Here is a 24,795-nt window from a genome sequence, read left to right on the forward strand (position 1 = left end):
CTTGTGATATCAAGCCCTTAAGGCCCCCTCCTCCGACGCATCTTGGCATGCATTTCGTGCGCGTGTTCTGTCTGGATTCCTGGTGTTTCCAACGATTCCCAGTGGACCACGGCAAGTCCACGCGACATGGCAACGCTGGGCAGGACTCAAGTTTGGATGCAGGCTAACGGGCCTAGGGTTTGTGTCGGCCGCGTCCATCCTTCGAAAAACAGGGCTCGCCGCTGGCCTCCCTTGTCCTCGTCGCTTTTCTCAGGCCGAACCCTCGAGATCCAAATGCATGCGTTGGGACAGGTTGGCGAGTTCGACCCGGCTGGTGATGTCGAGCTTGCTGTAAATGCTGTGTAGGTGCAGCTTCACCGTTCCTGGGGAGATGCCAAGCCGGGAGCCGATATCCCGGCTCCTGAAGCCGGCAGCCGCAAGGCGCGAGACCTCAACCTCGCGGGGAGTCAGAAGCTTCAAGATGCCGTCCCGCTCGACGTCACGCTGGTGGAGACGATCAAACGCAGCCTCAAGGCTCTGGTCGGCGAAATACGTCTCGCCCGCAAACACTGTCCGGATGCAGTCAAGCAGCACAGTGGGCGCCTGCTCTTTGAGGACGACGCCGTTCACGCCAAGCCGCGTCGCTTCGGCCAAATCCTCGTCGCTGATGTCTGCCGTCAGCACCACCAGCGGCAGCGTAGGCCGATAGGCGCGCAGACGGCGGATCAGATCGAGGCCGCCCATCTCGGGCATGCGCAGATCCAGCACCACCATGTCCACGGGCTGGGCCTCGACGACCTCTATCGCGTGAGCGGCGCTCTGGCAGATCGCCGTGACGCTCCAGCCCGGTTCCGTCTCGATCATGCGGCGGAGTCCGTCGAGTACGATCAGGTGATCGTCGACGATGACGAGGCGCAGCGTCACCGGTGCAGCGGCAGCTTGACGATGATCCGTGTCCATTGAGCCACCCGATCGATTGATAGTGTTCCACACCGTGCGGCCGCGCGCTGGCGCAGGCTGCGCGGACCGAGATTCTCGGCTTCAAGTTCCGCATGCTCGAAACATCGGCCGTAACCGAAGCCGGATCCGTTGTCGTCAATCGTCAACGCCACTGCCTCGCCCTCCAGGACAAGGCCGATGCGGACCGTGCGAGCAGCGCCGTGGCGCACGGCGTTGGCCGTCGCCTCGGAGATCATCCGGGTCAACTCATAGACCATCATGGCTGGCATCCGCATATCGACAGGATCGAGCGTGAGGTGGGCGTCGATCAGCCATTGCTGCCTGAGCCGCTGCACGAGCGCTTCCAATTGCTCCCGGAGACGATAGTCGCCGCCATTGCTCGACGCCTGCGTGGGCTCCAGTGCACGGATGAAAAACCTCAGCTCGCGCTGCTCGTCAGCAAGCATGGTCTGGATTGCCATCAGGCGTTCGTTGAGCGTTTGGGCGGCGTCCGGATCCTGCGACCGCAACGCCTGCAGCTGCAGCGCCGTGCCGGCCAGAGACTGCAGCACCCCGTCATGCAGGTCGCGGCCGATTCGGATCCGCTCCTCGACCGCGGCTGCGTCGCTCAGCTTGCGCACGAGGAACGCTTGATGGAACAGCGCCTTGAGCCTGTCGGCGACGATCTCGGCGATCGCGACATCATCCAGCTTCAGCGGTGCCGGATCGAGCAGGAACAGCCGCGCCTCAAGATCACCCACGGTGAATGCCACGGACACCGCGGAGCCCATAGAAAACTCGGCAACCAGCGCCGGCGAAATCTGGCCGGGCTCGCCGGTGCCCCGGTCGAACCGCCCTTCCCCCTTGTGAATGAGCAGGCGCGACGACGGGGCGTCGGCGATCAGCAGGCTCGCATGCTGAAGCGCCTCGCTCGTCCAGGGCATATAGCTGCCGGGCGGCAAGCGGATGACCTCGGACGCGCCCTGGTCCCAGACTGCCAGATAGGTCCACGGCTCCTCGCCGTCACTCCAGATCAAGAGCGCTCGGGGCACCCGCATCACATGCGCCGCATAGTCGAGCGCGACCTTAGCCGGCCATTCTCGCCCCTCGGGAACAGCCGGCGTTTTCTCCACCAGCCGCAGTAGTTCGGTGCGCACCTCCTCCTGGTGGGCGCCGAGCCAGACGAGCAGGATTCCGGACACCAACATGAACAGGATCCGCGAGACATCGGTCGTCGCGTCGGCATCCGGATCGATGAGCGCCGTCGTATCGGTCGCGACGAGCACCAGAAGCACCGACACACAGATCAGCCCGGTCCACAGCGCCCCGCGCCAGCGCCAATGCAGCGTGGCCGACAGGAGAGTGAAGGGCATGAACATGAAGAAGGGGCTGGACGCTCCATCTGTCAGGGCCATGAAGACGGTGAAGGCGATCATGTCGATGACGTGCCGGACCAATGTCCCACGGACGCGGGGCACCTCGGTCCGCCACACCAGAACCGCGGCGATTACGGCATAGGACAGATAGCCGAGCAGGAGCACAATGATGAGTTCAGAAGAACGCGGCGCATGCTCGGTGTCGAGCCAGGCGATGTAGAAACTGCCGATCGCCAGCAAAATTCTGCCGATCGCGATTACCCGGTCCGAACGGGCGCGGAAGGTGTTGATCAAGGTTGCCCGGCCGAGCGCCGCATCTAGCGGACCGGCGTGGCGCGGCTTGGACGCGGCGAACGGCGCGATCTTGGCGTGGCTGGTTTGGCCTCCTGGAAAGCGCGTTAGCATCGACACAGCCACTCTCCGTCCGTCCGAAGCAGCCGCCCCGCCAAACGCTCCCTTGCCGGGCAACTCTATGCCTGGGAGTTTGGGCACGTCACAGGTCGGCGGTCGCGGCAGGCGATCTACCGAGACTACTCCCGGCGCCACTCATCCACAACGCCCCCAGTAGACCTATAGAACCTCCGATATATAGGGAGCTCCCGACCCCTGGAGTAAGATCACCGCCAATATCCGTCTTGATGTCGGCTGCGTGAAAACATGCCTTTCGAACAACCCGGATTTCCCAACAGAAGTATTTCACTCCGACATGGAGAGAAATGATGCAAAACTGGGCTGCAATCGAGATTTCACTGGATGTGAAAGGTAGGCCGCCGGTTCAACTGTTGCGCTGTGCCTATCGCGCAAGTCGATCGGGGTTGATTGCGCTCGTGATGAACGGCGTGGAGCCTGGCGCCGCGAACCGTGTACTCGATCCGGTCGTCGCCCGCATGCCGCTGACCATCCCTGGCGTCGCCTATCTGCCAATTGGAGACGATGAGCGGGTGCGGGACGCCGTGCTGTCGGCCGATGCAATCCTCGTCGCCACGGCGCGCTTTCGCCAAGCCGTCCTGGACCTCGGCGTCGATCCCGAAGTGATCTGGCCGACCCACACGCTACTGACCCGCATGGGCCAGGAGGCGCTTTTCCGCTCCCTTGGACAGTGGCCGGTCGGTAGCCAGAACCTGCGACGGCATGAGCCGCTTCACGTCCGTCCGCACGGCAGGCTTCCGGAGTTCCAGAGAGCATGACCTCCATCGAAACGCGGGCCGGAGACGACGAGACAGCGCGGCGCGGCGCCAAGGGACATGAGGACGTTGAAACGACGATTCCGCCACGATCCAGGATCAATATCGGCAACGCGCTGCTCGTGCTGGCTTCGATAATGCTCGTGCTCGTCGGCGCAGAACTGGTGCTGCGCAGTGTCCCGCGCCTACAGGTCCAGACCGGCGAAGGCGAGTATCGCTACTGCACCGCGATCCATGAGCGGCATCGTCCGCATGCCGCGTACGGCTATACCGAGTACCCCGGCAATAGCTATTTCGAGCGCTACAGCACGGTCGATCCCTGGTCCTATGTACGCATCAACGCCGAGGGATTCCGAGACAATTACAGAACGAACGGCCGGCCGGTACTCGTGCTCGGCGATTCCATGACGCGCGGCAGCCTGGTCAACGAGAATGAGACCTACACCGATCTGATGGATGGCTGGCACCCGGAATGGTCGTTCCGCAACTACGGCGTGGGAGGCTATGGCCAGGCGCATACCATCCGACTCTACGAGGAGAAGGCGCCGACCCTGCCCCACGACCTGGTGATCCAGCAATATTCACTGAGCACCGACCTCGACGACAATGTCGAACGCGCCACGCTGAGCGGCGACACGGTCGTCATCAACATCAAGCCAGCAGTCGGAACGCCCAAGGACTCGGTCAAGCCACTGGTAAGGCTCCACACGTTCTTCTGGAACCACAGCAAGGTCTATCCCTGGATCTACAACATCGCGGTCCGTCCCTATTTCGGCAATTGGGACGCGCGGCGGAATATCGATGGCGCCATAGAGGTCACGCACCGCCTGCTCACGATGCTGGCAAAGGACACCAAATCCTACGGGGCCGACCTGCTCGTTCTCGTGCTGCCCTCATGGGCGGAGATGGCGGGGCGGGACGACGGCATGGACCCGAAGCGCCAGCGCGCCATGCTGAAGGCGTTCGCAGAGGCTACGCCTGGTGTCTACCTGCTCGACATGACACCCGTGCTCGCGGCGGAGGATCCGAACCGGACCTATGGCATCGTCGACAAGCACCTGACCCCCTATGGCCACTTCGTCGTCGCGGAGGCACTCGAGCGCTGGATGGTCGCTGAATGGCCTCGCGGACCGATGACGGCGGTCACGTCAATGCCGGCGCGGAGCTTCCGGCCCCCCACTCCCATCATTCCGAAATGCAAGCTGGCCGAAGGCTACCTCGAATTGGTGAAGGCTGCCCATGCACCATGATCCCGCACGCGACATCCTACGCTCCCCGGAACGCGCCAGTACAAAGCCCGAGAGTCAGGAGTTGTCTCCCGCACCGGGTGTCGATGCGTCGAGGGGCCCATCCGTGAGATCGCCGATCCGCGCCGCAATCTTGTCCATCGTGGCAAGCGTCATCGTCGGCGGCCTGCTGATCGAGGGCGCGGCGCGCTGGGTGCTCGACGACGGAATGGATTTCGATGTCGAGATGTGGAAGTACGCGCGCGACATCAAGCGCGTCAGCGACAATGCGGAGATCGGCCACGAGCACCGGCCTGGAACCGGCGGTGTCTACATGGGCGTGCCCGTTCAAATCAACGCGCTCGGCCTGCGCGACCGCGACATCACGGTCGAGAAGCAGCCGGGCAAGATCCGCACGCTCATGCTGGGCGACTCGCTGACCTTCGGCTGGGGAGTGAAGGCGGAGGACACGCCCGCCAAGCTTCTGGAGACCCGGCTCAACGGAGACGAGGCCACGCCGCGGGACGAGGTCATCAATACGGGCGTCGGCAACTACAACACCGTGATGGAGGTTGCCTATTTCCTCGACAGGGGCCGGGAACTGAAGCCGGACATGGTCGTACTCAACTACTTCATCAACGACGCGGAACCGTCACCAAAACGCCGGTCCGCCCTATGGCGCGAGTATTCCTACGCCTACGTCTTCTTCGCCTCGACCATAGACAAGCTCTCCAGACAATATTTCGGAAAGGCCGACTGGAAGACCTATTATCGTGACCTCTATCGGAATGGCGCGCAGGATTGGACGGCGGCGCAGGAAGAGATCCGGCGGCTGGCGGACTATTGCCGCGAGAACGACATCAAGCTGCTGGTCGTCAACTACCCAGAACTGCATCAATTGCGCGACTACCCGTTCCCGGAAGTGACGGCGGGCGTCGCGGCGGCGGCCGAAGCGAACCGCGTTCCCTTCCTCGACCTGTTGCCATCCATCCGGGATCTCGAGCCAGCCAGCCTCTGGGTCTCCCCGACCGACGCACATCCGAATCGGATCGCCAATCTCCGCTTTGCGGCGTCGATCGCCGACAAGCTCATGAGCACATTTCCCGAGCTCTATCATGCGCCGCCGGCCGACACCGATGCCCATTCGGCCTCCTATATAGGAGCGGCCGGTTCGGCAGGAAGCTGGCGCTGAACCAGCCGCTGGCGCTTCAAGAGAAGTTGATGCGGCCGCGATGGACCCGGTCGGAATTCTCACCGAGTATTCGAGGACTGGGAGATGTTTGCTTCCCACCGGATCACACCTTGGCAACCTCGCGGAAAGTCGGCCTCACAACTTGCGTTTTGCTGGCGCTCTATCTGCTGCTGAGCCCGGCCTATGCGCTGCTGAACTTCGAAGCGTTTGGTTCGGAACCCCGACAATTCATCCGCTACATCGTCATACCCGGGGTGCTGGGCGTTCTCTTTCTTGCAACGGGCATTCTCGCAAAGCCTGATTGGGCCGCGGCCGCGGGCATTTCCGGGCTGACTGCCCTGCTGGCGCTCTTTGCCTGCGAGGCGCTACTGACGGTGCAGTCTGTGCCGGTCCGGCTGGCGATGCTCGGGCAACTGAGCGACGAAAAGCAGGAGACAATGGCGCGCGACGGCGACTTCGTCCGCGGCTTCACACTGAACCGCCTCAACCGCATGTCCGGCACGGACAAGCTGTCGGCGGCCCTCCTGTCCGGCTTCCCGAACACCAAGGTTATCCTGTGCACGCCAAGCGACAAGCCGGTGATGTACACAGCCGATCGCTATGGGTTCAACAACCCCAACATGGTCTACGACGCCCCCATGGAGTTGATGCTCCTGGGCGACTCATTCGTCGAGGGTATCTGCCTGCCACCCGGCCAGGACCTCGCCTCCCGCTTGCGAGAGCGTGGGTTGGTCACCGCCGGCATGGGTATAAGGGGCAATGGCCCCCTGCTCGAACTCGCGACACTCGGCCGCTTCGGCGAGACTTTTCGGCCCCGCCACATCGTGATGGTATTCTTCGAAGGCAACGACTGGGAGAACTTCGAAACGGAGTTAGGGAAGCCCTGGCTCCGCGAAGCGCTGGCGCCAGGCGCCGACTACGGCGCGCAGGCCGCGGCGAGCAAACCGATGGAGCAGGCGCGCGCGGCGATGGAGAAGGCGAGCCGGGATCAGATCACCTTCGTCGATCTTTTGACCCGGACCGAGATGCTGCGCAACTTCTTTGCCCTCCAGTTGACCCTGACAAGGCTTGGCCTAGTCTATCCCAAGATCACCCGCACGATACCGGAATTCCAGGACACGCTGCGCCAGGCCAAGGCCATCTCGACAAGCTGGGGCGGAAGGTTCGCCATCGCCTATGTACCGCGGGTCGACCGCTTCCTGAGCCGGCGATCGACCGATCCCGCATTCGATGAGCTCCGCGCGCTGGTGCTCGACGCGGCGGCGGCCGAAGGGATCCAGGTGATCGACCTCTACGAAGCCTTTCGCGACGAGGCCGAGCCGATCCGCATGTACGCCGCGGACAGCCATTTCAGCACAGAGGGCGCCATCGTCGCCGCGAACGTGATCGCGCAGAACCTCGCGTCCAGGGACCATGCTCTGGGGGCAGAGGTCGAGGCCGGCCGGCTAAGGCGCTAGCTCAGACCACTTTCCAGCGAATAGTTCGGGAGCGGACACGCCATGCGTAGCTTTTCGAGATCGCGAGGCAAAGCGTCGGGAACCCACGCCCTGCTACTCGCGATTGGACTGGCCGCAACGCTCACTTTCGGGACGGCGGCCGACGCCTCGCCCGCGCCTGCCGGCCACATCGCGTCCGTCGAGCGGATGGCCGACTATTTCGCCACGCATCTGGCGACCGCCGGCGGCTATGTCTACGCCTACTCGGCCGACCTCGCGGTCCGTCGTGGCGAAGGCGGCGAGGTTGAGGCAGGCGTCATCTGGAACCAGCCGCCGGGAACGCCCGGAGTCGGCGCCGCCTTCCTTCGCCTTTACGAGATCACCAAAGATCCTCGCTGGCTCGCGGCGGCGGGCGCGGCGGCGAAGGCGACGATCGAGGGACAGCTCTTGTCCGGCGGATGGTACAACTACACCGAAACGGACCCGGACCGTCGCGCGGATTGGTGCTATCGCGTTGTCGTCGCGAATGCCGACGCCTGCAAGAAGCTCGAAGATAACAGGGTACGCAACAACGCCACGCTCGACGACAACATCACTCAGAGCAATCTCGGCTTCCTGATGTGGTACGATACAGTCACCCAAGGCCAGAACCCCGATGTGCGCGAAGCCGTGCAGTACGGCCTCGACCGGCTGCTCAAGGCGCAATATCCCAATGGAGCCTGGCCGGTCTTCCTGGATCGCGTCCTTTCCCATCGCCGCTTCGCCGCGGCGTGGCAGGCGAGGCTGCCCCGGTCATGGTCGCGCGAATGGGAGAAGCCACCCAACTCCGCGCTCGTGCTGAACGACCAGCTCGTCCGCGACATGATGCGCCTGCTGCTCGCCGCAAACCATTATCTCGAGCGCGAGGTTCTGATCGCGGCGGCGCGGCGGACCGGGGATTTCCTGCTCGCCGCGCAACTGCCGGCGCCGCAGCGGGGATGGGCGCAAACCTACAATCTCGATCTGGAGCCCATCTGGGGCCGCAAGTTCGAGCCGCCGGCCGTCGCCTCGCGCGAGACTGCCGGCGCTATCGAGGCGCTTTTGGCACTCTATCTCCAGACGGGCGAGCGACGCTATCTCGACGGCGCGGTCCAGGCCGCGGACTGGCTTCGCAAGAGCCGGCGCCCGTCAGGCGACTGGGCGCGCTTCTATGAATTGGGAACGAACCGCCCGCTCTATGTGGACCGCGACGACCATCTCTCCTACGAGGCCAAGGATCTCCATCGCGGCTACGGCCTTTCCGGCGCGTTCGGCATCGATGCCACGCTCGCTTTGGTGGACCGCATCGCGGCCGGAGAACGGCCCAACGTATTCGAAGGCTGGGACTGGGTCTTCGAGCCGACCCCCTACGCTCTCCACGAAATCGATCCATCGCTGGAACAGATCGATCGCGAGGGAAGGATTGTCGAGGACGGCTGGATCCGAAGCGGCACCTTCATCCGCGCTGTCCGCGCGCTGGGGCCGCCGCGGACCGAAGATCAAAGGCCCTAGCGGCCAGGCGTAAGGCTAGTCGAGCTCGAAGCGCTCCTTGTAGTCGTGTCGGAGCGCTTCCGGCTGCTCTTCCTTCCGGAGCACGCAATTGCCGACCACCAGGCGCTCGATCTCGGTGCCCATGAAGCAGCGATATGCATCCTCGGGCGTGCAGACTATCGGCTCGCCGCGCACGTTGAAGCTCGTATTGACCAGAACTGGGCAGCCGGTCCGGTTCTTGAAGGCGCTCAGCAAATCCCAATAGCGCGGATTGGTGTCGCGATGGACCGTCTGGACACGAGCCGAATAGTCGACATGAGTGACAGCCGGGATCTTTGAGCGCGCCACATTGAGCCTATCAAGGCCGAAGAGGTCGGTGTCTTCGCGGTTTGGCCGGAGGCGCTGTGAATCAAGGACGTCGCCAACGAGCAGCATGTACGGGCTGTCGGCGTCGATGTCGAACCACTCCGCAACGTCCTCGCGTCGCACGGAGGGGGCGAAAGGACGGAAGCTTTCACGGTATTTCACTTTGAGGTTCAAGGTCTTCTGCATGGTGGGCGAGCGCGGATCGCCGAGGATCGAACGCCCGCCGAGCGCACGCGGCCCGAACTCCATCCGCCCCTGCATCCAACCGACGGCCTTTTCCTCGATGAGCGAGTCCACGGTGCTTGCGATCAGGTCGTCGTCGCCGACGACGCTGTAGACAGCCCCCATCGCGGCGAGGCGGCCTTCGATCTCGTTCTGGCCGTAGGCTGGGCCGAGGTAGGCGCCAGCCATCGCATCGTCGCCATTCACGCTGCGCGCATTGCCCAGATATTCGTACCAGACGGCGAGCGCCGCGCCGAGCGCACCACCCGAGTCACCCGCCGCGGGCTGTATCCAGATGTCCTTGAACAGGCCCTGCTTGAGCAACTTGCCGTTGGCGACACAGTTCAGCGCTACGCCACCGGCGAGACAGAGGCGAGTTTCGCCGGTCTCCTGCCGCGCGAAGCGGGCGAGCCGCGACACGATCTCCTCCGTCACCACCTGGATGGAAGCGGCGAGATCCATCTCGCGCTGCGTCAGTGGCGATTCCGGACTGCGCGGCGGGCCGCCGAACAGCTGGTGAAACGCCGCCGAGGTCATGGTGAGCCCGGTGCAATAGTCGAAATAGCGCTGATCGAGCCGGAAGGATCCGTCCTCTTTCAGGTCAATGAGATTGTCCATGATGGTCTGGACGAAACGCGGTTGGCCATAGGGCGCGAGGCCCATCAGCTTGTACTCGCCCGAATTGACCTTGAAGCCGGTGTAGTAGGTAAAGGCCGAATAGAGGAGACCAAGCGAATGAGGAAAATGGATCTCCTTCAGCATCTTGAGCGTGTTGCCCCGGCCGTGCCCCAGCGACGTGGTGCACCATTCCCCCACTCCGTCCATGGTGAGAACCGCAGCGCTTGGAAACGGCGACGGGAAATAGGCGCTGGCCGCATGGGCCAGATGATGCTCCGTGAACAACAGCGAGCCCGACCAGGACTTGGTGCCGCCGATTTTGCCGAGTTGCTTGCGCAGCATGCTCTTCTGGAAGAGCTTCTCCTTAATCCAGACCGGCATTGCCGTCCGGAAGGAACGAAAGCCGCGCGGGCTGGTCGCCAGGTAGGTCTCGAGTAGTCTTTCGAACTTTACGAAGGGCTTCTCGTAGAACACGACATGGTCGATGTCTGCCATCCCACAGCCCGCCTCGGCCAGGCAATAGGCGACCGCCTTGGCGGGAAACGCCGCATCATGCTTCTTGCGCGTGAACCGCTCCTCCTGCGCGGCGGCCACGATGCGGCCGTCCTCCACAAGCGCCGCAGCGCTATCGTGATAAAAGGCGGAAATGCCCAGGATGCGCATGATGCGGCCACGCTCAGAAAAGCGTGTAAATGAAGGGTGCCACAGCCGTCCCCTGGGTAAGGACGATGAGCGTGCCAAAGACTCCGACCATCACGAAGATCGGAAGAAGCCAGAACTTCTTGCGGGTCCCCATATAGGACCAGACTTCACGTGCCATTTCCATTTCCGATCTCCCATAGCTGGTGGGCGGAGAATCCGCCGGTTCGAAAACGTCAGAACTGATTGCGCATGGCGGAGGGATCGGCGCTCGGGGCACAATCGATCCAGTAGGTCGAAGTCTTGCGGTCGAAGGAAGCGGCCAGCGGGTCGTGCCCGCGCCACCGCATGACAAACCCCATCGGCACGAAGGTCGTGGTGTAGATCAGGAACATGACGACCGGGTTCACGATCATGAAGAGCAGCAGACCGAGCTTCATCCAGAGCCGGTTTGGAACGGTGAGCGCTTTCGGCGCGACAAGCGCCAGCAGCACCAGCACAGCGCCCACGGCGGTCAAGCCCGCCGAAATCGGCGTGAAGTAGCCGGAGAGAACCCACCGCAGCAGCATTAGCCCGATCAAGATGCTCCCGACCGTGTAACCGAAGCTGCGGTTGGTCGGCCCTTCGGGAAGGTGCTCGACCAGTGGCTCGATCATGGATTTCTGCGCATTTTTCATGGCAAAAGACAACGATTTACAGCGACTTGGGTCAATATGCCGATCGATATAGGCCCGGCTAGCCGGCCCACGCCAGGCTTGATGCAGGCTGAGCACGTCGGCAATCGTTCTTGCGTCCGCCGATTGCAAGATTGCCCGACCGAGGCGATAAGTCGCCCATGCCGGATCTTTCGCCCAGACACTCCCTTGCTCCGCGCCATGGCGGCGCGCTGACAGACGTGGCGGAACGCTATGGCGTGCCACTCAAGGACTGGCTGGATCTCTCGACCGGCATCAATCCGCATCCCTATCCGCTGTCGGCGATCTCCCAGGCCGATTTCCATCGCCTTCCCGATCCGGCGGCACTCGCGGCACTGATTGGCACGGCTCGAACTGCCTATGGGGTCCCGGCCCAAAGCACCGTCGCTGCCGTGCCGGGTTCGGACTTCGCGCTGCGCCTGCTGCCGCTGCTGGCGCCCACCGGTGATGTCGCAATCCTGTCGCCGACCTATTCGGGCCATGCCGAAGCCTGGCGCGCGGCGGGACGAATGGTCTGGCCCGTCGCGACGCTGGAAGAGGGCGTCCGGACAGCGCCCATCGTCGTTCTCGTCAATCCAAACAACCCCGATGGCCGCAGCATCCAGCCGGAAGAGCTGATTGCAACGGCGCGAACCGTTGCCGCACGCGGTGGATTGCTTGTCGTAGACGAGGCGTTCGGAGATATCGCCCCTGCCCTCACCGTCTTGCCGCATAGCGCTGGCGAACGAATGGTCGTGCTGCGCTCGTTCGGCAAGTTCTATGGGCTGGCGGGACTGCGCCTGGGGTTTGTCATCGGCCCGGATGACCTCGTCGGACGGATGCGCGACCTCGTCGGCGACTGGCCGGTCTCCGGCCCGGCGATAACAATCGGCCGACAGGCGCTGGCGGATTCAGCCTGGCAAATCGCCGCCCGCAAGCGGCTGCTGACAGCGCGCGTCCTGCTTGAAGCTCTACTGACAAAGGCAGGGTTGGAAATCGTGGGAGAAACGGACCTTTTCGTGCTTATCCGCTCGCCGCGATCCATCGCGGTACATGAGTCCTTGGTACGCGACGGTATCTGGACCCGAATCTTCGCTGACCAGCCAGACCGCATCCGGATCGGCTTGCCGCCGGACGACGGCTTCGAGCGGCTGGCGAAAGCGCTGGCGCGGATCGCGTAAAGAACCGCGACCCGACCGGGCTTCACCCGACATGAATCGACGGGGCGGGACGCGCCCGCCCCAAAACATCAATTTTCCTGGACGGATATACCGGACTGGTCGAGCTTGATTTCGACGCCCTTCGGCTTGGTCTGCTCATTGTAGACGTAAGCGCCGAGGCCGATGACAACAACGATCAGGGCTCCGACGAGGAGATAGAGCGAATTTCTATTCATGCTGGCTCAGATACCGAATGCGAGGGGATGCAAAAAGTCACGCCCCTCAACGGGCTCGACAGCTTTTGGATCCACTCTTTCCGCCAAATGCAGACAATCATTTGAAATTTATCTAGAGCGCGGCCTGTGGCGTCACGATCAACCGGCCCTCGATCGTTTCAATGGTGGCGCGGATGCCGAAGGTCGCGGCCAGGTTTTCATGCGTTAGGACCGCCTCCGGGGGGCCCTCCGCGACGATCCTTCCATCCTTCATCAACACCAGCCTGTCGGCATAGCGCGCGGCCAGAGACAGGTCGTGCAACACGGCGACAACCGCGCAACCGGCATCGGCCCGCGCCCGCAGCAGGTCGAGCACGACGAACTGATAGCGCGCATCGAGCGCCGCCACCGGTTCATCGGCGAGGATGATTTTCGGTTCTCCGGCCAGCACGCGCGCCAGCGCCACACGGGCGCGCTCGCCGCCCGAAAGCGTCGTCACCGAGCGGTCGGCGAAAGCCATTGTCCCGGTTGAATCCAAAGCCGCGAGCACGGCTGCGCGGTCCCCCATTCCGAGATCCGCCGCTCCAGCACCATGCGGGATGCGACCCAGCGCCACGACGTCGGCGACAGAGAGCGGCCAATGGAAGACATGGCCCTGCGGCAGGTAGCCGATTTTTCGCGCCCGTAGCCGAGGCGAAAGAGCCTCAGCCTTCTGATCGCCGAGAAAAACCGTCCCTTCACCGTCGAGCAGCCCGGCCATCCGACGCACGAGCGTCGTCTTGCCCGCCCCATTGGCGCCGATGATCACAACCAGTTCGCCGGCGGACACGCCGAGATCGACGTCGCTCAAAATCTTGCGCCGGCCGAGCGTCGCGCCCACAGCTTCTGCGCGCAGGAGAGCCGTCATCACGACACCTCCCCGGTCAGCGAACGGCGATGGCGGAAGACGAGCACGATAAACAGTGGCGCACCGATCAGCGCCGTGACCACGCCGACCTTGATTTCGTTCTGCGCCGGGATGGTGCGGACCAGAACATCGGCCGCCGTCAGCAGCGCCGCGCCCGCAAGCGCTGCTGGCCACATCAACCGCGCCGGGTCGTTTCGCACCATGGGCCTCACCAGATGCGGTGCGACAAGACCGACAAAGCCGATCGTGCCCGCGACCGCGACACCGCCGCCGACCGCCAGCGCGACGCCCAGCACGACGCGCAGCCGGACCCGGTTCAGCCTTATGCCGAGGCTGGCCGCCGCATCCTCGCCGAGCGTCAGCGCCCGGAACGCAGCGCCGTCGACGAACAGGAGGAGCGAGCCGGCAATGATGAAGGGCAGCGCGATCCAGACATGCTGCATGCTCCGATCTTCCAGCGAACCGAGCAGCCAGAAGGCGATCTCCAGCGCTGCGAACGGATTTGGCGCGAGATTGAGGGCAAGCGAGGTGGCCGCGCCCGCCAGGCTGGAAATGGCGAGGCCAGCCAGAATGATCACCAGAAGGCTGGCGCGCGGGCCGGCGATCAGCAGCAACAGGCCGACCGAGAGCAAGGCACCGAGCATAGCCGCCATTGGCAGGAAGAAGGAGAGCGCGTCGAAGACGCCAAAGGCGATGACGAGCACGGCGCCAAACGCCGCCGCTGACGGCGCGCCGAACAGTGACGGTGACGCCAGCGGATTGCGCAAGAGACCTTGCAGCGAAGCGCCGGCCAGACCAAGCGAAAAGCCGATCGCCACCGACAGGATGGCGCGCGGCAGGCGGATTTCGCGGACGATCAACCGGGCCGCCTCGTCACCGGTGCCGAGCAGGCCGTCAACCACCGCGTGGAACGGCAGGAAAACGGGGCCGACACCGAGTGACAGCAGGAACAGCACACAGACAAGCACGGCGAGCCCAGGAACGAGAAGGCGTTGTCGCGCTCCCCGCCCCTTCAGCTCGATCGCCCTGGTTGTCAGTGCTTCCATGTCAATCCGGCATAGGCCGACAGGCCGGCATTGTTGTAGCCGTCTGCGTCCTGGTAGGTCACGTCGGTCAGGTTTTCGACGCGGGCATAGAGGCTGGTATTCGGATTCAGCCCGTAGCTCGCATTGAGGTCGAGCTTGGTGTAGCTGGCCATGACAATCGAGGTCGAGTCGCTGTTGAAGCGGTCGCCGACGAAAGTCGCGCTGACGCCGATTTCGAAATCTTCAATGCCGGTGAAGGTGAGGCCGATGGAGCCGCTGTTTTCCGGACGCCGCGCGAGTTGCCGGTCGGTTTCGAGGTTGATGGCCTTCAGGTAGGTGTAGGAGCCCGTCGCCTTCAGGATCGAAGGGATCAAGACAGCGTCGGCGGAAAGCTCAAGACCGCTCATCTCGGCGCTCGAGATGTTGTAGTAGCTCGAATCCGCGAACTGGATCAGGTTGGTGTAGCGGTTCCAGAAGCCGCTGGCCGAGAAGGTCAGACGGCCATCCCAAAGATCCTGGTCGATGCCGATGTCGCCGCCATAGCTTTCCTCGTCCGCGAGGTCCGGATTGCCGTAGGTGGCCTCGTAGAGCTGGAACATGGTCGGGCGCTTGGCGGCATTGCCGAAGCTGCCGCGCAGCTTGGTACCCGTGTCGAAGTTGTAGGCGGCCGTGGCGCGGCCCGTCAGGAAGCCCTCGCCGTCGACTTCCTCGTCATAGCGCCCGCCGACCGAAAGATTGAGGCGGTCGAACAGCGTGAACTGCTGCATGGCGAACAGCGCCAGAAGCGTCCGATCCTCGTCGAAATTGGTAACGTCGGACGCGGTCTTGAGCGTGTGCTGGACGGCGGCTTCCTGCTCCGCCCGCGCGCCCCAGATCAAAGTCCCGGCAGCCTGCAGATCGAGCGTGCCCTGGTATTCGGCGCCGAAATTCGTGCCGTCGGAATTGGTCCGGCGTTTCGGCTCGACATAGGCGCTCGATGTGTCGGCGGCAAAGAAGTTGAACTGGTTGTTCAGGCGCCCGTCAAAACCGTCAAAGTTGAAGCGTCCGAAACCGGAGACGACATCACGCTTGCGGTCATAACCCGGCAGGTCGTTCGCGGCCTTCGAACCGCTGTCGACTTCCGAATCCTGATGATAGGCCGTGACACCAAAATCGACGCCCTGCCCTTCGCCGGAATTGTAGCTGGCGCGCGCCGTACCGGCGAGCTTCTGCGTGCCGTCCGCCTCGCCATAGTCGCGGTTGCCGACGCGGGAAAAGCCGTCCGTGGTGAAGGCGGTGCCGCTGACCGAAAGGCTGACTGGCCCGACGCTGCCGCCGACCGCGCCGTTGGTAGCCGCCGTACCGTAATTGCCACCTTCGGCCGAGAGCCGGGCCGTCATCTTGCCGGTGCGCTTCTTGGTGATGATGTTGATCACGCCGCCCATCGCGTCGGAGCCGTAGAGCGCGCTCTGCGGACCGCGAAGGATCTCGATCCGCTCGATATCGGTCGGCGAGAAGACGGAAAAGTCAAAAATGCCGCGCGTCGTAGCCGGATCGTTGACGCGCACGCCATCAATCATCACGACGGTCTGGCCGGCATCGGCGCCGCGAATGCCGACTTCCGTCGTGCCGCCGGGGCCGCCAGTCTGCGTCACTGTCACACCCGGCACCTTGCGGAACAGGTCGACCAGCGTCGCCGCGCCGGCATGATCCAGTTGATCGCCATCAATGACGGTGATGGCACTGCCCGATTTGGAAATGTCGGTCGGCCCGCGATAGGCGGTGACGACAATCTCTTCGAGTTCGTCCGCGTGCGCGGCATTCACCGCCAGCAGGAGAGGAAGAGACGCGAAAAGGGAAAGAGCGGCGCGCCCCCGGCGCCGTTCAAAGAAACACATAGGCAGACCTCGGTTTGGATCGATCTGGTCGTCGCGCCCGTCACCTTTGTGTACCGGACCCCACGGATGGCTTTGCCACCCGCTTCAGAAGCGGTAGACGAGGACCCTGGTCACTGCAAGCGGGAGCGCACGTCATGCGCGCGTGGGTCAACAGGTTCGGTCTGATTGTTGCAGCATGGGCACTCCCCGCGCTGGCAACGCCGGCTATCGCCGCCCCTCAGCGGATCGTCTCGATCAATGCCTGCGCCGACCAACTGCTGCTGGCCTTGGCCGATCCGGCACAGATCGCCGCCCTGTCGATCTATGCGACCGATCCCGGCTATTCCTATCTCGCCGAGCAGGCAAAGGCGTTTCGCCATGACGCGGGGCCGGCCGAAACCGTGATCCGGCACAAGCCGGACCTCGTGCTTGCCGGCCGTTTCACCAAGCGCGAAACCCGCTCGATGCTGAAGCGGCTCGGCTTCAAGGTGGTCGAACTCGATACGGTGAAGTCGATCGATGATTCGATTAAGCAGATCCGCGATGTAGCCACGCTGCTCGGCCATCCCGAACGAGGCGACGATCTCATCGCCCGCATCGAGGCGGCGCGAACCAAGGCGGCCGCCGCCGTACCGGTCGGCGCGCATGAACCGACCGTCGCCGTCTATCAACGCCGAGGCTACGTCACGGGCCAGAACACGCTAACGGGCGAATTGCTGCGCCTCGCCGGCTTTGCCGACATGGGCGGCCAGCTTGCCGGCAAGACGGGCGGCTTCGTGCCACTCGAACGGATCGTCACCGAGAAACCCGACCTGCTCGTCGTCGCCGACCCGCATGTGGTCGCCGCCGATCAGGGCAGCGCCCTGCTGGCACATCCGGCCCTGCGCGAACTCTACCCGCCCGAGCGCCGCATCACCCTACCCGGCCGCTTGACCATCTGCGCCGGGCCCTCGCTGCCCGAGGCCATAGACATGCTGTCGGCCGAGCGCGCCAGGCTGGGCGGCTCATAAACGCATGACCGAATTTCCCTTCGATATCCGCCTGCTGATGCTGATCGCCGCCATCGCCCTCGACGCGCTCATCGGCGACCCTGACTGGATCTGGCGTCGCCTGCCGCATCCGGTAACCTGGTTCGGCGCGTTGATCGGGATCTGCGACCGCACGTTCAACCGCGAGACCGCCTCTCCGGGCCTCCGCCGCACCGCCGGCATGGCCGTCGTGATCGTGCTCGTTGCCATCGCCTGGTTTGCCGGCGTGCTGATCGAGCGGCTCGTCACCCTGCTGCCCTATGGCTTCGTGCTGATCCCGGTCATCGCTTCGGTATTGCTGGCGAGCCGCAGCCTGTACGACCACGTCCTGCGTGTGCTGAACGCGTTTCATTCCGGCGGTCTCGACGAGGCGCGAAAGGCGGTTTCGATGATCGTCGGCCGCGACCCCGACAGCCTCGACAAGGCGGGCGTCACCCGCGCCGCGATCGAATCGACCGCCGAGAACTTTTCCGATGGCGTCGTCGCCCCGGCTTTCTGGTTCGCGGTCTTCGGCCTGCCCGGCCTCTTCGCCTACAAGATGATCAACACGGCGGATTCGATGATCGGCCACCGCTCGACACGCCACGAGGCCTTTGGCTGGGCGGCGGCGCGGCTGGATGATCTCGTCAACCTGCCCGCGAGCCGCCTCGCCGGCTTTCTCATCGCCATGGCAGCGCCCTTCGTCGGTGGCACGATCAAGCAGTCCTTCGTCACCATGCTCGACGATGCGCGCAAGCATCGGTCGCCCAATGCCGGCTGGCCGGAGGCCGCGATGGCCGGCGCGCTCGGCATCGCGCTCGCCGGGCCGCGCCGCTATGGCGAACGGGTGGTCGAGGATCCGTTCCTGAATGATGGCGGCCGGCACGAGGCGGGACCGGGCGATATCGGCCGGGCGTTGAAGATCCTGCGGGTCGCCACGGCGGGCAGCGCGATCCTGACGCTTATCGTGTGGCTCTATCTGCATACTTGAGGATCGCGTCGGTATCGACGTGTTCCTCCAGATGATCCGCGAGCCGATCCAGCGTGCGATCGACCTCGATTTCATAAGCGAGGTCAGACACTTCCGCGCCGATGCTCATCAAAAATGTGCGTCGGAAAGCGTCGTCGCCGAACAACCCGTGCACATAGCTGCCGCGCACCCGCCCATCGGCCGAGACCGCCCCCTCGCCGACGCCGCGACGCTCCAGCCACGGCCGCGCCGCATCCGGCCCGTCGGTGCGGCCGAGATGGATCTCGTAGCCTGAGACGGCGAGCCCCGATTGCGCATCGCGGCCGGAAAACGGCGCCGTTGTCTTGTCGCTGACCAGTATCGTCTCGACATCGAGCAGACCAAGCCCCGGCATGCTCTGCGGCGGTCCTTCGAGGCCGTCGGGATCGGAAATCACCCGTCCCAGCATCTGGTAGCCGCCACAGAGGCCGATGACGCGACCGCCGCGCCGCCGATGCGCCAGAATATCGATGTCCCAGCCCTGCGCGCGCAGGAACGCCATGTCGGCGATGGTCGATTTCGAGCCGGGAATCAGGACGAGATCGCAGACCGGAATCGGTTCGCCCGCCCGCACCAGCACGACCGACACGCCTGGTTCCAGCGTCAGCGGGTCGAGATCGTCGAAATTGGCGATGCGCGGCAGCACCGGCACGGCGATGGTGAGCGTATCGGGCCGGACGGTGCCACCGGAGAGATCGAGAATATCCTCCGCCGGCAGGCGGTGCGCCTCGGCGAACCATGGCACGACGCCGAGCGACGGCCAGCCGGTGGCGGCGCGGATGGCGGCGACGCCATCATCGAACAGCCTCGCGTCGCCGCGCATCTTGTTGACGAGGAACGCCTTGATCCGGTCGCGGTCGGCCTGCGGCAGCACGGCGCGCGTGCCGACAAGGCTGGCGATGACGCCGCCGCGATCGATGTCGCCGATCAGGATCACCGGCAGGTCGGCGGCTTCGGCAAAACCCATATTGGCGATATCGCCGGAACGCAGATTGATTTCGGCAGGACTGCCGGCGCCTTCGACCAGGATCAGGTCGGCGCTCTGCTTCAGGAGTTCGAAGCTTTCGAGGATGCTGGGCAGCAGTTCTGCCTTGCGCTTCCCGTATTCGCGCGCCCGCATGGTGCCGAAGCGCCGGCCCTGCAGGATGATCTGCGAGCCGGTGTCGCTTTCGGGCTTCAGCAGAACCGGGTTCATGTGAACGGTCGGCTCGAGGCCGGCGGCCCGCGCCTGCAAAGCCTGCGCCCGGCCGATCTCGCCGCCATCCACCGTGACAGCGGCATTGTTCGACATGTTCTGCGGCTTGAACGGCGCGACACGAATACCTTTTCGCGCATAGAGCCGCGCCAGCCCGGCAACGAGCACCGACTTGCCGACATTCGAGCCGGTGCCCTGGAACATGATCGCGGCGGTCATTTCTTCCCCTCTCCCTGAGGGAGTTTTTTGCATGACTCGACCATCATCCTGAGGTGCCCGGCAAGGCCGGGCCTCGAAGGAGGGTCGAGGGAACGCCGGACCGGATCAGGGGCAGATTCGCCGGACCTTGTCCGCACGCCGGTATGTCCTGCTGGCCCCTCCTTCGAGGCTTCGCCACGCGAAGCACCTCAGGATGATGGGTGAGCGTGATCGGTGCAATGCCGAACGGGCCTCACAGGGAGGTCGCCGGGCTTTCTCAAAACTCGATGCCCTTCTGCGCCTTCACGCCGGAGCGGAACGGATGCTTGATCAGTTCCATCTCGGTGACCAGATCTGCGATCTCGATCAGCGCGTCCGGCGCGTTGCGGCCGGTGATGACGACATGCACGTCGGCCGGCTTCTCGTCGGTGAGGAAGGCGATGACCTCGGCAAGCGGCAGGTAATCGTAGCGCAGCACGATGTTGAGCTCATCGAGCACGACGAGGTGATATTCGCCGCTCCTGATCAGTTCCTTCGCCGTTTCCCAGGCATGCTGGGCGGCGGCGATGTCGCGCTGGCGGTCCTGCGTCTCCCAGGTGAAGCCCTCGCCGAGACGGTTGATCGAGACGAGATCGCCGAAACGCTCCAGCGCCATGCGCTCGCCCGTATCCATCGCGCCCTTCACAAACTGCACGACGGCGACCGGCAGACCATGGCCTAGCGAGCGGAACGCCATGCCGAAGGCGGCCGTCGACTTGCCCTTGCCCTTGCCAGTGTGGACGATCAGAAGCCCCTTCTCGACATTCTTCGAGGCGAGGATCTTGTCGCGGACGACCTTCTTCTTGCGCATCTTCTCGGCATGCCGCGCATTCAGTTCATCTTCGGTCATTTCTACGGTCATGCGATTTCCTTTCGTGCGGGACGACTGGAAGCGAGCGCTGCCAGCCGTTCATACGCGCTGTTGGCGCGGGGCGACCAGAGGCCGCGATCCATGGCTTCGAGAAAGCGATCGGCCATCTCGGTAAGTGCGGGTTCATTGGCGTCGGCGATGAAGTCGCGAACCGCCTCATCGGCGATATAGGCGTCGTACAGCGCATCGAAATGATGATCGCCAACGGCGTGGGTCGTGGCAGCGAAGGCGAAGAGGTAATCCAGCGTCGCCGCCATCTCAAAGGCGCCCTTGTAGCCGTGGCGCATGCAGCCGGCGATCCACTTCGGATTGATCGCCCGCCCGCGCACGACACGGCCGATCTCTTCGGCCAAGGGACGCACGACCGGATTTTCGGGCCGCGAATGATCGCCGTGATAGAGCCGGGGCGCGGCTCCCTTCAGCGTTTCGATCGAGGCCGAGAGACCGCCCTGGAACTGGTAATAGTCGTCGCTGTCGAGGATATCGTGCTCGCGATTATCCTGGTTGTGCAGGACGGCATCCGTCCCGGCCAGCCGCGCGCGCAGCCGGTCGCCGGCCGCTTCGCCCTCGGCGCCACCGCCATAGGCAAAGCTCGACCAGGCCAGGAACGCCTCGCCGAGATCGGCACGGCTGTCCCAGATCTTTTCGTCGATCATCGCCTGCAGGCCGGCGCCATAGGCGCCCGGCTTGGCGCCGAAGATGCGGGCGAGATCCTGCCCTGCTCCATGCGCCGCCGCGATCGGATTGGCGTCGGCCGGCTCCTCGCGCGCGGCAATGGCGCGGATGGCGGAATCGATCAGGTCGATCTGCTCGGGAAACGCATCGCGGAACATGCCCGAGATGCGCAGCGTGACGTCGACGCGCGGCCGCTTCAGTTCCGAGAGCGTCAGCACGCGAAAGCCGGTGACGCGGCCGGTGCCGGTCTCCCAGCACGGCTCGGCGCCGATCAGCGCCAGCACCTGCGCGATGTCGTCGCCGCCGGTACGCATGTTGGCCGTGCCCCAGGCAGAAATCGCGACCGAACGGGGCCACTCGCCCTCGTCCTGCATGTAGCGCAGCACGAGCGCCTCGGCCGCCGCCTTGCCGATGCGCCAGGCGGCGGCGGTCGGCACCGCGCGGGTATCGACCGAGTAGAAGTTCTTGCCCGTTGGCAGTACGTCCGGCCGCCCGCGCGACGGCGCGCCTGAGGGCCCGGGCGGTACGAAGCGACCGTCGAGCGCGGTCAGCACGGCCGCGATTTCGTCCGCGCCGCAGCGGTCCAGCGACGGTGCAAGCGCCTCTGCGATCCAGTCAAGGACCGCCGTCGTGCCGGGACCGGGCGGCGGCAAGGAACTGTCCTTGGTCAGGAACGTCCGCACGGTCGCCTTGGCCACGATCTCGATGCGCTCGACCGTGTCGCCATGCGTTCGCCAGGGCGCGTCGGTCGCGCGCAAAAGCGCTTCAGGCCGGGCGCCATCCCAATCAGCCGCGAGGTCGCAGGCGAGCGGGTCGAAGTCGGCGATGCCGAGATCGGCTGATATCGCCCGATGCAGCGAGCCGTCTTCCGGCCTGCCGCCGGAGCGCGGGATGCGGGCAATCGCGATCAGCGTATCGAGGCGATGTTCTTCGACCGGGCTGCTACCAAAGATGTGCAGCCCGTCGCGGATTTGCAGTTCCTTGATCTCGCAGAGATGCGCGTCGATGGCGCGTAGCGCGCTGCCCTGGTCGCCATCGCGCAGGATGCCGAGATCGCGGTCGATGCCGTGGCGCACGGCCTGATCCAGGATCTCGCGTTCGAGATGATCGCGGCGGCGCGGATCGGCGCCGAGAGCCAGATGATATTCGTCGATCAGCGTCTCGATTTCGGCAAAGACGCCATGCGCCTCGGCCCGCGTCAAGGCCGGCATCAGATGGTCGACGACGACGGCCGAGGCGCGGCGCTTCGCCTGCGCGCCCTCGCCGGGATCGTTGACGATGAAGGGATAGATCAGCGGCGTCGGCCCCAGCACGACTTCCGGCCAGCATTCACTCGAGAGGCCCAGCGCCTTGCCGGGCAGCCATTCGAGATTGCCGTGCTTGCCGACATGCACGATGGCGTCGACATCAAAGCTTTGCCGCAGCCAGGCATGGAAGGCGAGATAGTGATGCGGCGGCACGAGATCGGGATCGTGATAGGTCGATTTCGGATCGATGCCATAGCCCCGCGCCGGCTGGATGCCGACCACGACATTGCCGAAGCGATGGATCGCCAGGCGGAACGCGCCATCCGCGAAGAACGGATCGGCCTCCGGCTCGCCCCAGCGCTCGGCGAGGCCGTCCCGCACGCGCGCCGGCAGCGCGTCATGGAAGTCGCGGTAGTCGGAGAGGGCGAGGCAAATCCCTTCACCTCTCCCTGAGGGAGAGGTCGACGGCGAAGCCGGCGGGTGAGGGTTTAGGGAATGATCCGGAAACGGCTCTAGACCGTCACCCGCCCACTGCACCGCGATCGTGTAATCCTCGGATAAGCCGTAAACCCTCACCCGGCCCTGCGGGCCGACCTCTCCCTCAGGGAGAGGTGAAGGAAGGGGGCCGGCCTCCGTGACATGATCGGACGCAAAGCCCTCGCCCGCTTGCGGGAGAGGGTGGGGTGAGGGTCTTTCTGCCCGCTTCGCCAGCGCGTTGGTCGGGCCGGAGAGCAGAAGCTCCATCAGCGCCCTGCCCGTCTCCGGGAAACCATCCAGCGCATAGCCGGCCGCCTTCATGGCGTCAGCAATCCGCGCCGCACTTTCCGGCGTGTCGAGGCCGACGCCATTGGCGAGGCGGCCGTCACGGTCGGGATAATTGGAAAGCACGAGCGCAATCTTACGATCCGCCGGTGCAGCCTCTCCGAGCCGGATCCAACGCTTGGCCTGCGCCGCGACGAAGGCGATGCGCTCGCGGTCCGCGCGGTAGACGACGATGCGGCTGTCGGTCAGTTCGTTGCCGGTCACTTCCTCCTTGAAGGAGACGGCGCGGGTCAGGATGCGACCATCGACCTCCGGCAGCACGACATTCATGATCAGGTCGCGCGGGCCGAGGCCCCGGCTCGATTCCAGCCATGCCTCGCGGCTGGTGCCGGCGAAGACGATCTGCAGCACTGGACGGCCGGCGCGGTCGAGGACGGTCGGTTCATGCGCCCGGCCGGGCCGCGAAATCGCGAAGGCGGTTGCGTTGAGGACAATCGCCGGCTTCCAGTCGTCGAAGGCCTTGTCGACGAAGGCCGCGGCGGCCTCGTTCTTCAGGCTGGAGGCGAAGATCGCGACGGTCGAAATCCCCTCGCGGTCGAGAGCCTCGATCAGCGCATCGACCGGCTCGGTCGAGCCACCGGGAATGACCGAGCGATAGAAGGTCAGCAGCGCCACCGGGCGTCCGGCATCGCCAGAGCGCAAGGCCTCGGCGACCACGCCCTCGCCCGGGCGGTAGAAGCCGACCTCGGGGAGCACCTGCGGCTCCGCCGGCGCCTCGTTCGCGCCGATTGCATGGCGGAGATAGGCGAGCGACCGGCCGATATTGACCGCGCCGCCCTCGGCGCAATAGCGCCAGAGTTTTTGCGCTATCTCCGGCTCGACGGTTGTATACGCCTCCAGCGCCTGATCCCAGCGATCCTCGCCCGGCACGACGGCGATCTGCGGCCCGCCGGCGCGCGAAAGCGCCCGCAGCGCCTCCAGCCCATAGGGCCAATAGCCGACGCCGCCCATCATCCGGATGAAGACGAACTTCGCCTTCGCGACGGTCTTCTCCAGATAGAGATCGACCGAATAGGGATGCGTCAGCTGCATCAGATTGGCGAGGCGCAGCGACGGCCCCTCTGGCCGGGACGCGAAGGCCGAGGCGAAGGCCGCGAGCTCCGTATCGGCCGCCGACAGGATGATGATGTCGCCGGGCGACTGGTCGAGATCGACGGCGCTACCGCCATCGTCGATCCGCTCCATCTCTCCGGCAACAAGATGCATGGC

At 64.6% G+C, this 24,795-nt stretch carries 20 protein-coding genes; 8 read left to right on the top strand and 12 right to left on the bottom strand.

Annotated elements, in window-relative coordinates:
• Positions 1-249: 249 nt before the first annotated feature.
• Entirely contained in the window at positions 250-903 is a 654-nt protein-coding gene (locus OSH12_RS10200) for a response regulator (RefSeq protein WP_266343443.1), read from the bottom strand.
• Complete coding sequence (locus OSH12_RS10205; RefSeq protein ID WP_266343889.1) at positions 900-2,699, bottom strand: sensor histidine kinase; 1,800 nt, start codon at positions 2,697-2,699, stop codon at positions 900-902. The genes OSH12_RS10200 and OSH12_RS10205 overlap by 4 nt, the downstream gene beginning before the upstream one ends.
• Positions 2,700-3,010: 311 nt before the next feature.
• On the opposite strand from OSH12_RS10205, the gene OSH12_RS10210 reads away from it, so the two are divergent.
• The 5 genes from OSH12_RS10210 to OSH12_RS10230 all read left to right on the top strand — a co-directional run bounded on the left by OSH12_RS10210 (position 3,011) and on the right by OSH12_RS10230 (position 8,862).
• A complete protein-coding gene (locus OSH12_RS10210; RefSeq protein WP_266343444.1) occupies positions 3,011-3,481 on the top strand; it encodes a hypothetical protein in 471 nt (156 codons plus the stop codon).
• A complete protein-coding gene (locus OSH12_RS10215; RefSeq protein ID WP_266343445.1) occupies positions 3,478-4,728 on the top strand; it encodes a hypothetical protein in 1,251 nt (416 codons plus the stop codon). The genes OSH12_RS10210 and OSH12_RS10215 overlap by 4 nt, the downstream gene beginning before the upstream one ends.
• Before the next feature lie 103 nt (positions 4,729-4,831).
• On the top strand, positions 4,832-5,896 hold the full coding sequence (locus OSH12_RS10220) for an SGNH/GDSL hydrolase family protein (protein WP_266343446.1): 1,065 nt from the start codon (positions 4,832-4,834) through the stop codon (positions 5,894-5,896).
• Positions 5,897-6,006: 110 nt separating this feature from the next.
• Positions 6,007-7,353, top strand: a complete 1,347-nt coding sequence (locus tag OSH12_RS10225) for a GDSL-type esterase/lipase family protein (protein WP_266343447.1) — start codon at positions 6,007-6,009, stop codon at positions 7,351-7,353.
• Positions 7,354-7,395: 42 nt separating this feature from the next.
• On the top strand, positions 7,396-8,862 hold the full coding sequence (locus OSH12_RS10230; protein WP_266343448.1) for a pectate lyase: 1,467 nt from the start codon (positions 7,396-7,398) through the stop codon (positions 8,860-8,862).
• 15 nt (positions 8,863-8,877) lie between these two features.
• Here OSH12_RS10230 and OSH12_RS10235 read toward each other — a convergent pair whose 3' ends face one another.
• The 3 genes from OSH12_RS10235 to OSH12_RS10245 are packed head-to-tail and all read right to left on the bottom strand — an operon-like array spanning position 8,878 to position 11,342.
• On the bottom strand, positions 8,878-10,710 hold the full coding sequence (locus OSH12_RS10235; protein ID WP_266343449.1) for a carbamoyltransferase family protein: 1,833 nt from the start codon (positions 10,708-10,710) through the stop codon (positions 8,878-8,880).
• Between the two features lie 13 nt (positions 10,711-10,723).
• Entirely contained in the window at positions 10,724-10,873 is a 150-nt protein-coding gene (locus OSH12_RS10240; RefSeq protein ID WP_266343450.1) for a DUF5989 family protein, read from the bottom strand.
• Between the two features lie 49 nt (positions 10,874-10,922).
• Positions 10,923-11,342, bottom strand: a complete 420-nt coding sequence (locus OSH12_RS10245) for an SxtJ family membrane protein (protein ID WP_266343451.1) — start codon at positions 11,340-11,342, stop codon at positions 10,923-10,925.
• A gap of 179 nt (positions 11,343-11,521) precedes the next feature.
• Between OSH12_RS10245 and cobD the strand changes: the two genes are divergently transcribed.
• Positions 11,522-12,541: a threonine-phosphate decarboxylase CobD gene (gene cobD / locus OSH12_RS10250; RefSeq protein ID WP_266343452.1), complete on the top strand. Its 1,020-nt coding sequence runs from the start codon at positions 11,522-11,524 to the stop codon at positions 12,539-12,541.
• 68 nt (positions 12,542-12,609) lie between these two features.
• Here the strand turns inward: cobD and OSH12_RS10255 are convergent, their stop codons facing one another.
• The 4 genes from OSH12_RS10255 to OSH12_RS10270 all read right to left on the bottom strand — a co-directional run bounded on the left by OSH12_RS10255 (position 12,610) and on the right by OSH12_RS10270 (position 16,544).
• Positions 12,610-12,756 (bottom strand): hypothetical protein, encoded by a 147-nt coding sequence (locus OSH12_RS10255; RefSeq protein ID WP_266343453.1) that lies wholly within the window; start codon positions 12,754-12,756, stop codon positions 12,610-12,612.
• Between the two features lie 112 nt (positions 12,757-12,868).
• On the bottom strand, positions 12,869-13,642 hold the full coding sequence (locus OSH12_RS10260; protein WP_266343454.1) for an ABC transporter ATP-binding protein: 774 nt from the start codon (positions 13,640-13,642) through the stop codon (positions 12,869-12,871).
• Entirely contained in the window at positions 13,642-14,688 is a 1,047-nt protein-coding gene (locus OSH12_RS10265) for a FecCD family ABC transporter permease (RefSeq protein ID WP_266343455.1), read from the bottom strand. The genes OSH12_RS10260 and OSH12_RS10265 overlap by 1 nt, the downstream gene beginning before the upstream one ends.
• Complete coding sequence (locus tag OSH12_RS10270; protein ID WP_266343456.1) at positions 14,676-16,544, bottom strand: TonB-dependent receptor plug domain-containing protein; 1,869 nt, start codon at positions 16,542-16,544, stop codon at positions 14,676-14,678. Before OSH12_RS10270 ends, OSH12_RS10265 begins: the two co-directional genes overlap by 13 nt.
• Before the next feature lie 134 nt (positions 16,545-16,678).
• On the opposite strand from OSH12_RS10270, the gene OSH12_RS10275 reads away from it, so the two are divergent.
• Positions 16,679-17,533: an ABC transporter substrate-binding protein gene (locus tag OSH12_RS10275; protein ID WP_266343457.1), complete on the top strand. Its 855-nt coding sequence runs from the start codon at positions 16,679-16,681 to the stop codon at positions 17,531-17,533.
• A 4-nt stretch (positions 17,534-17,537) separates the two neighbouring features.
• Positions 17,538-18,521, top strand: a complete 984-nt coding sequence (cbiB, locus tag OSH12_RS10280; RefSeq protein WP_266343458.1) for an adenosylcobinamide-phosphate synthase CbiB — start codon at positions 17,538-17,540, stop codon at positions 18,519-18,521.
• On the opposite strand, the gene OSH12_RS10285 is transcribed toward cbiB, so the two are convergent.
• The 3 genes from OSH12_RS10285 to cobN form a co-directional block, all read right to left on the bottom strand.
• On the bottom strand, positions 18,493-19,953 hold the full coding sequence (locus OSH12_RS10285; protein ID WP_266343459.1) for a cobyric acid synthase: 1,461 nt from the start codon (positions 19,951-19,953) through the stop codon (positions 18,493-18,495). The two genes, cbiB and OSH12_RS10285, sit on opposite strands and share 29 nt — an antisense overlap.
• 256 nt (positions 19,954-20,209) lie before the next feature.
• On the bottom strand, positions 20,210-20,833 hold the full coding sequence (gene cobO / locus OSH12_RS10290; RefSeq protein WP_266343460.1) for a cob(I)yrinic acid a,c-diamide adenosyltransferase: 624 nt from the start codon (positions 20,831-20,833) through the stop codon (positions 20,210-20,212).
• Positions 20,830-24,792, bottom strand: a complete 3,963-nt coding sequence (gene cobN / locus OSH12_RS10295) for a cobaltochelatase subunit CobN (RefSeq protein WP_266343461.1) — start codon at positions 24,790-24,792, stop codon at positions 20,830-20,832. The genes cobO and cobN overlap by 4 nt, the downstream gene beginning before the upstream one ends.
• Positions 24,793-24,795 lie beyond the last annotated feature (3 nt).

Origin of the sequence: Kaistia terrae, from assembly GCF_026344005.1 — a bacterium.
GTDB classification, from domain to species: domain Bacteria; phylum Pseudomonadota; class Alphaproteobacteria; order Rhizobiales; family Kaistiaceae; genus Kaistia; species Kaistia terrae.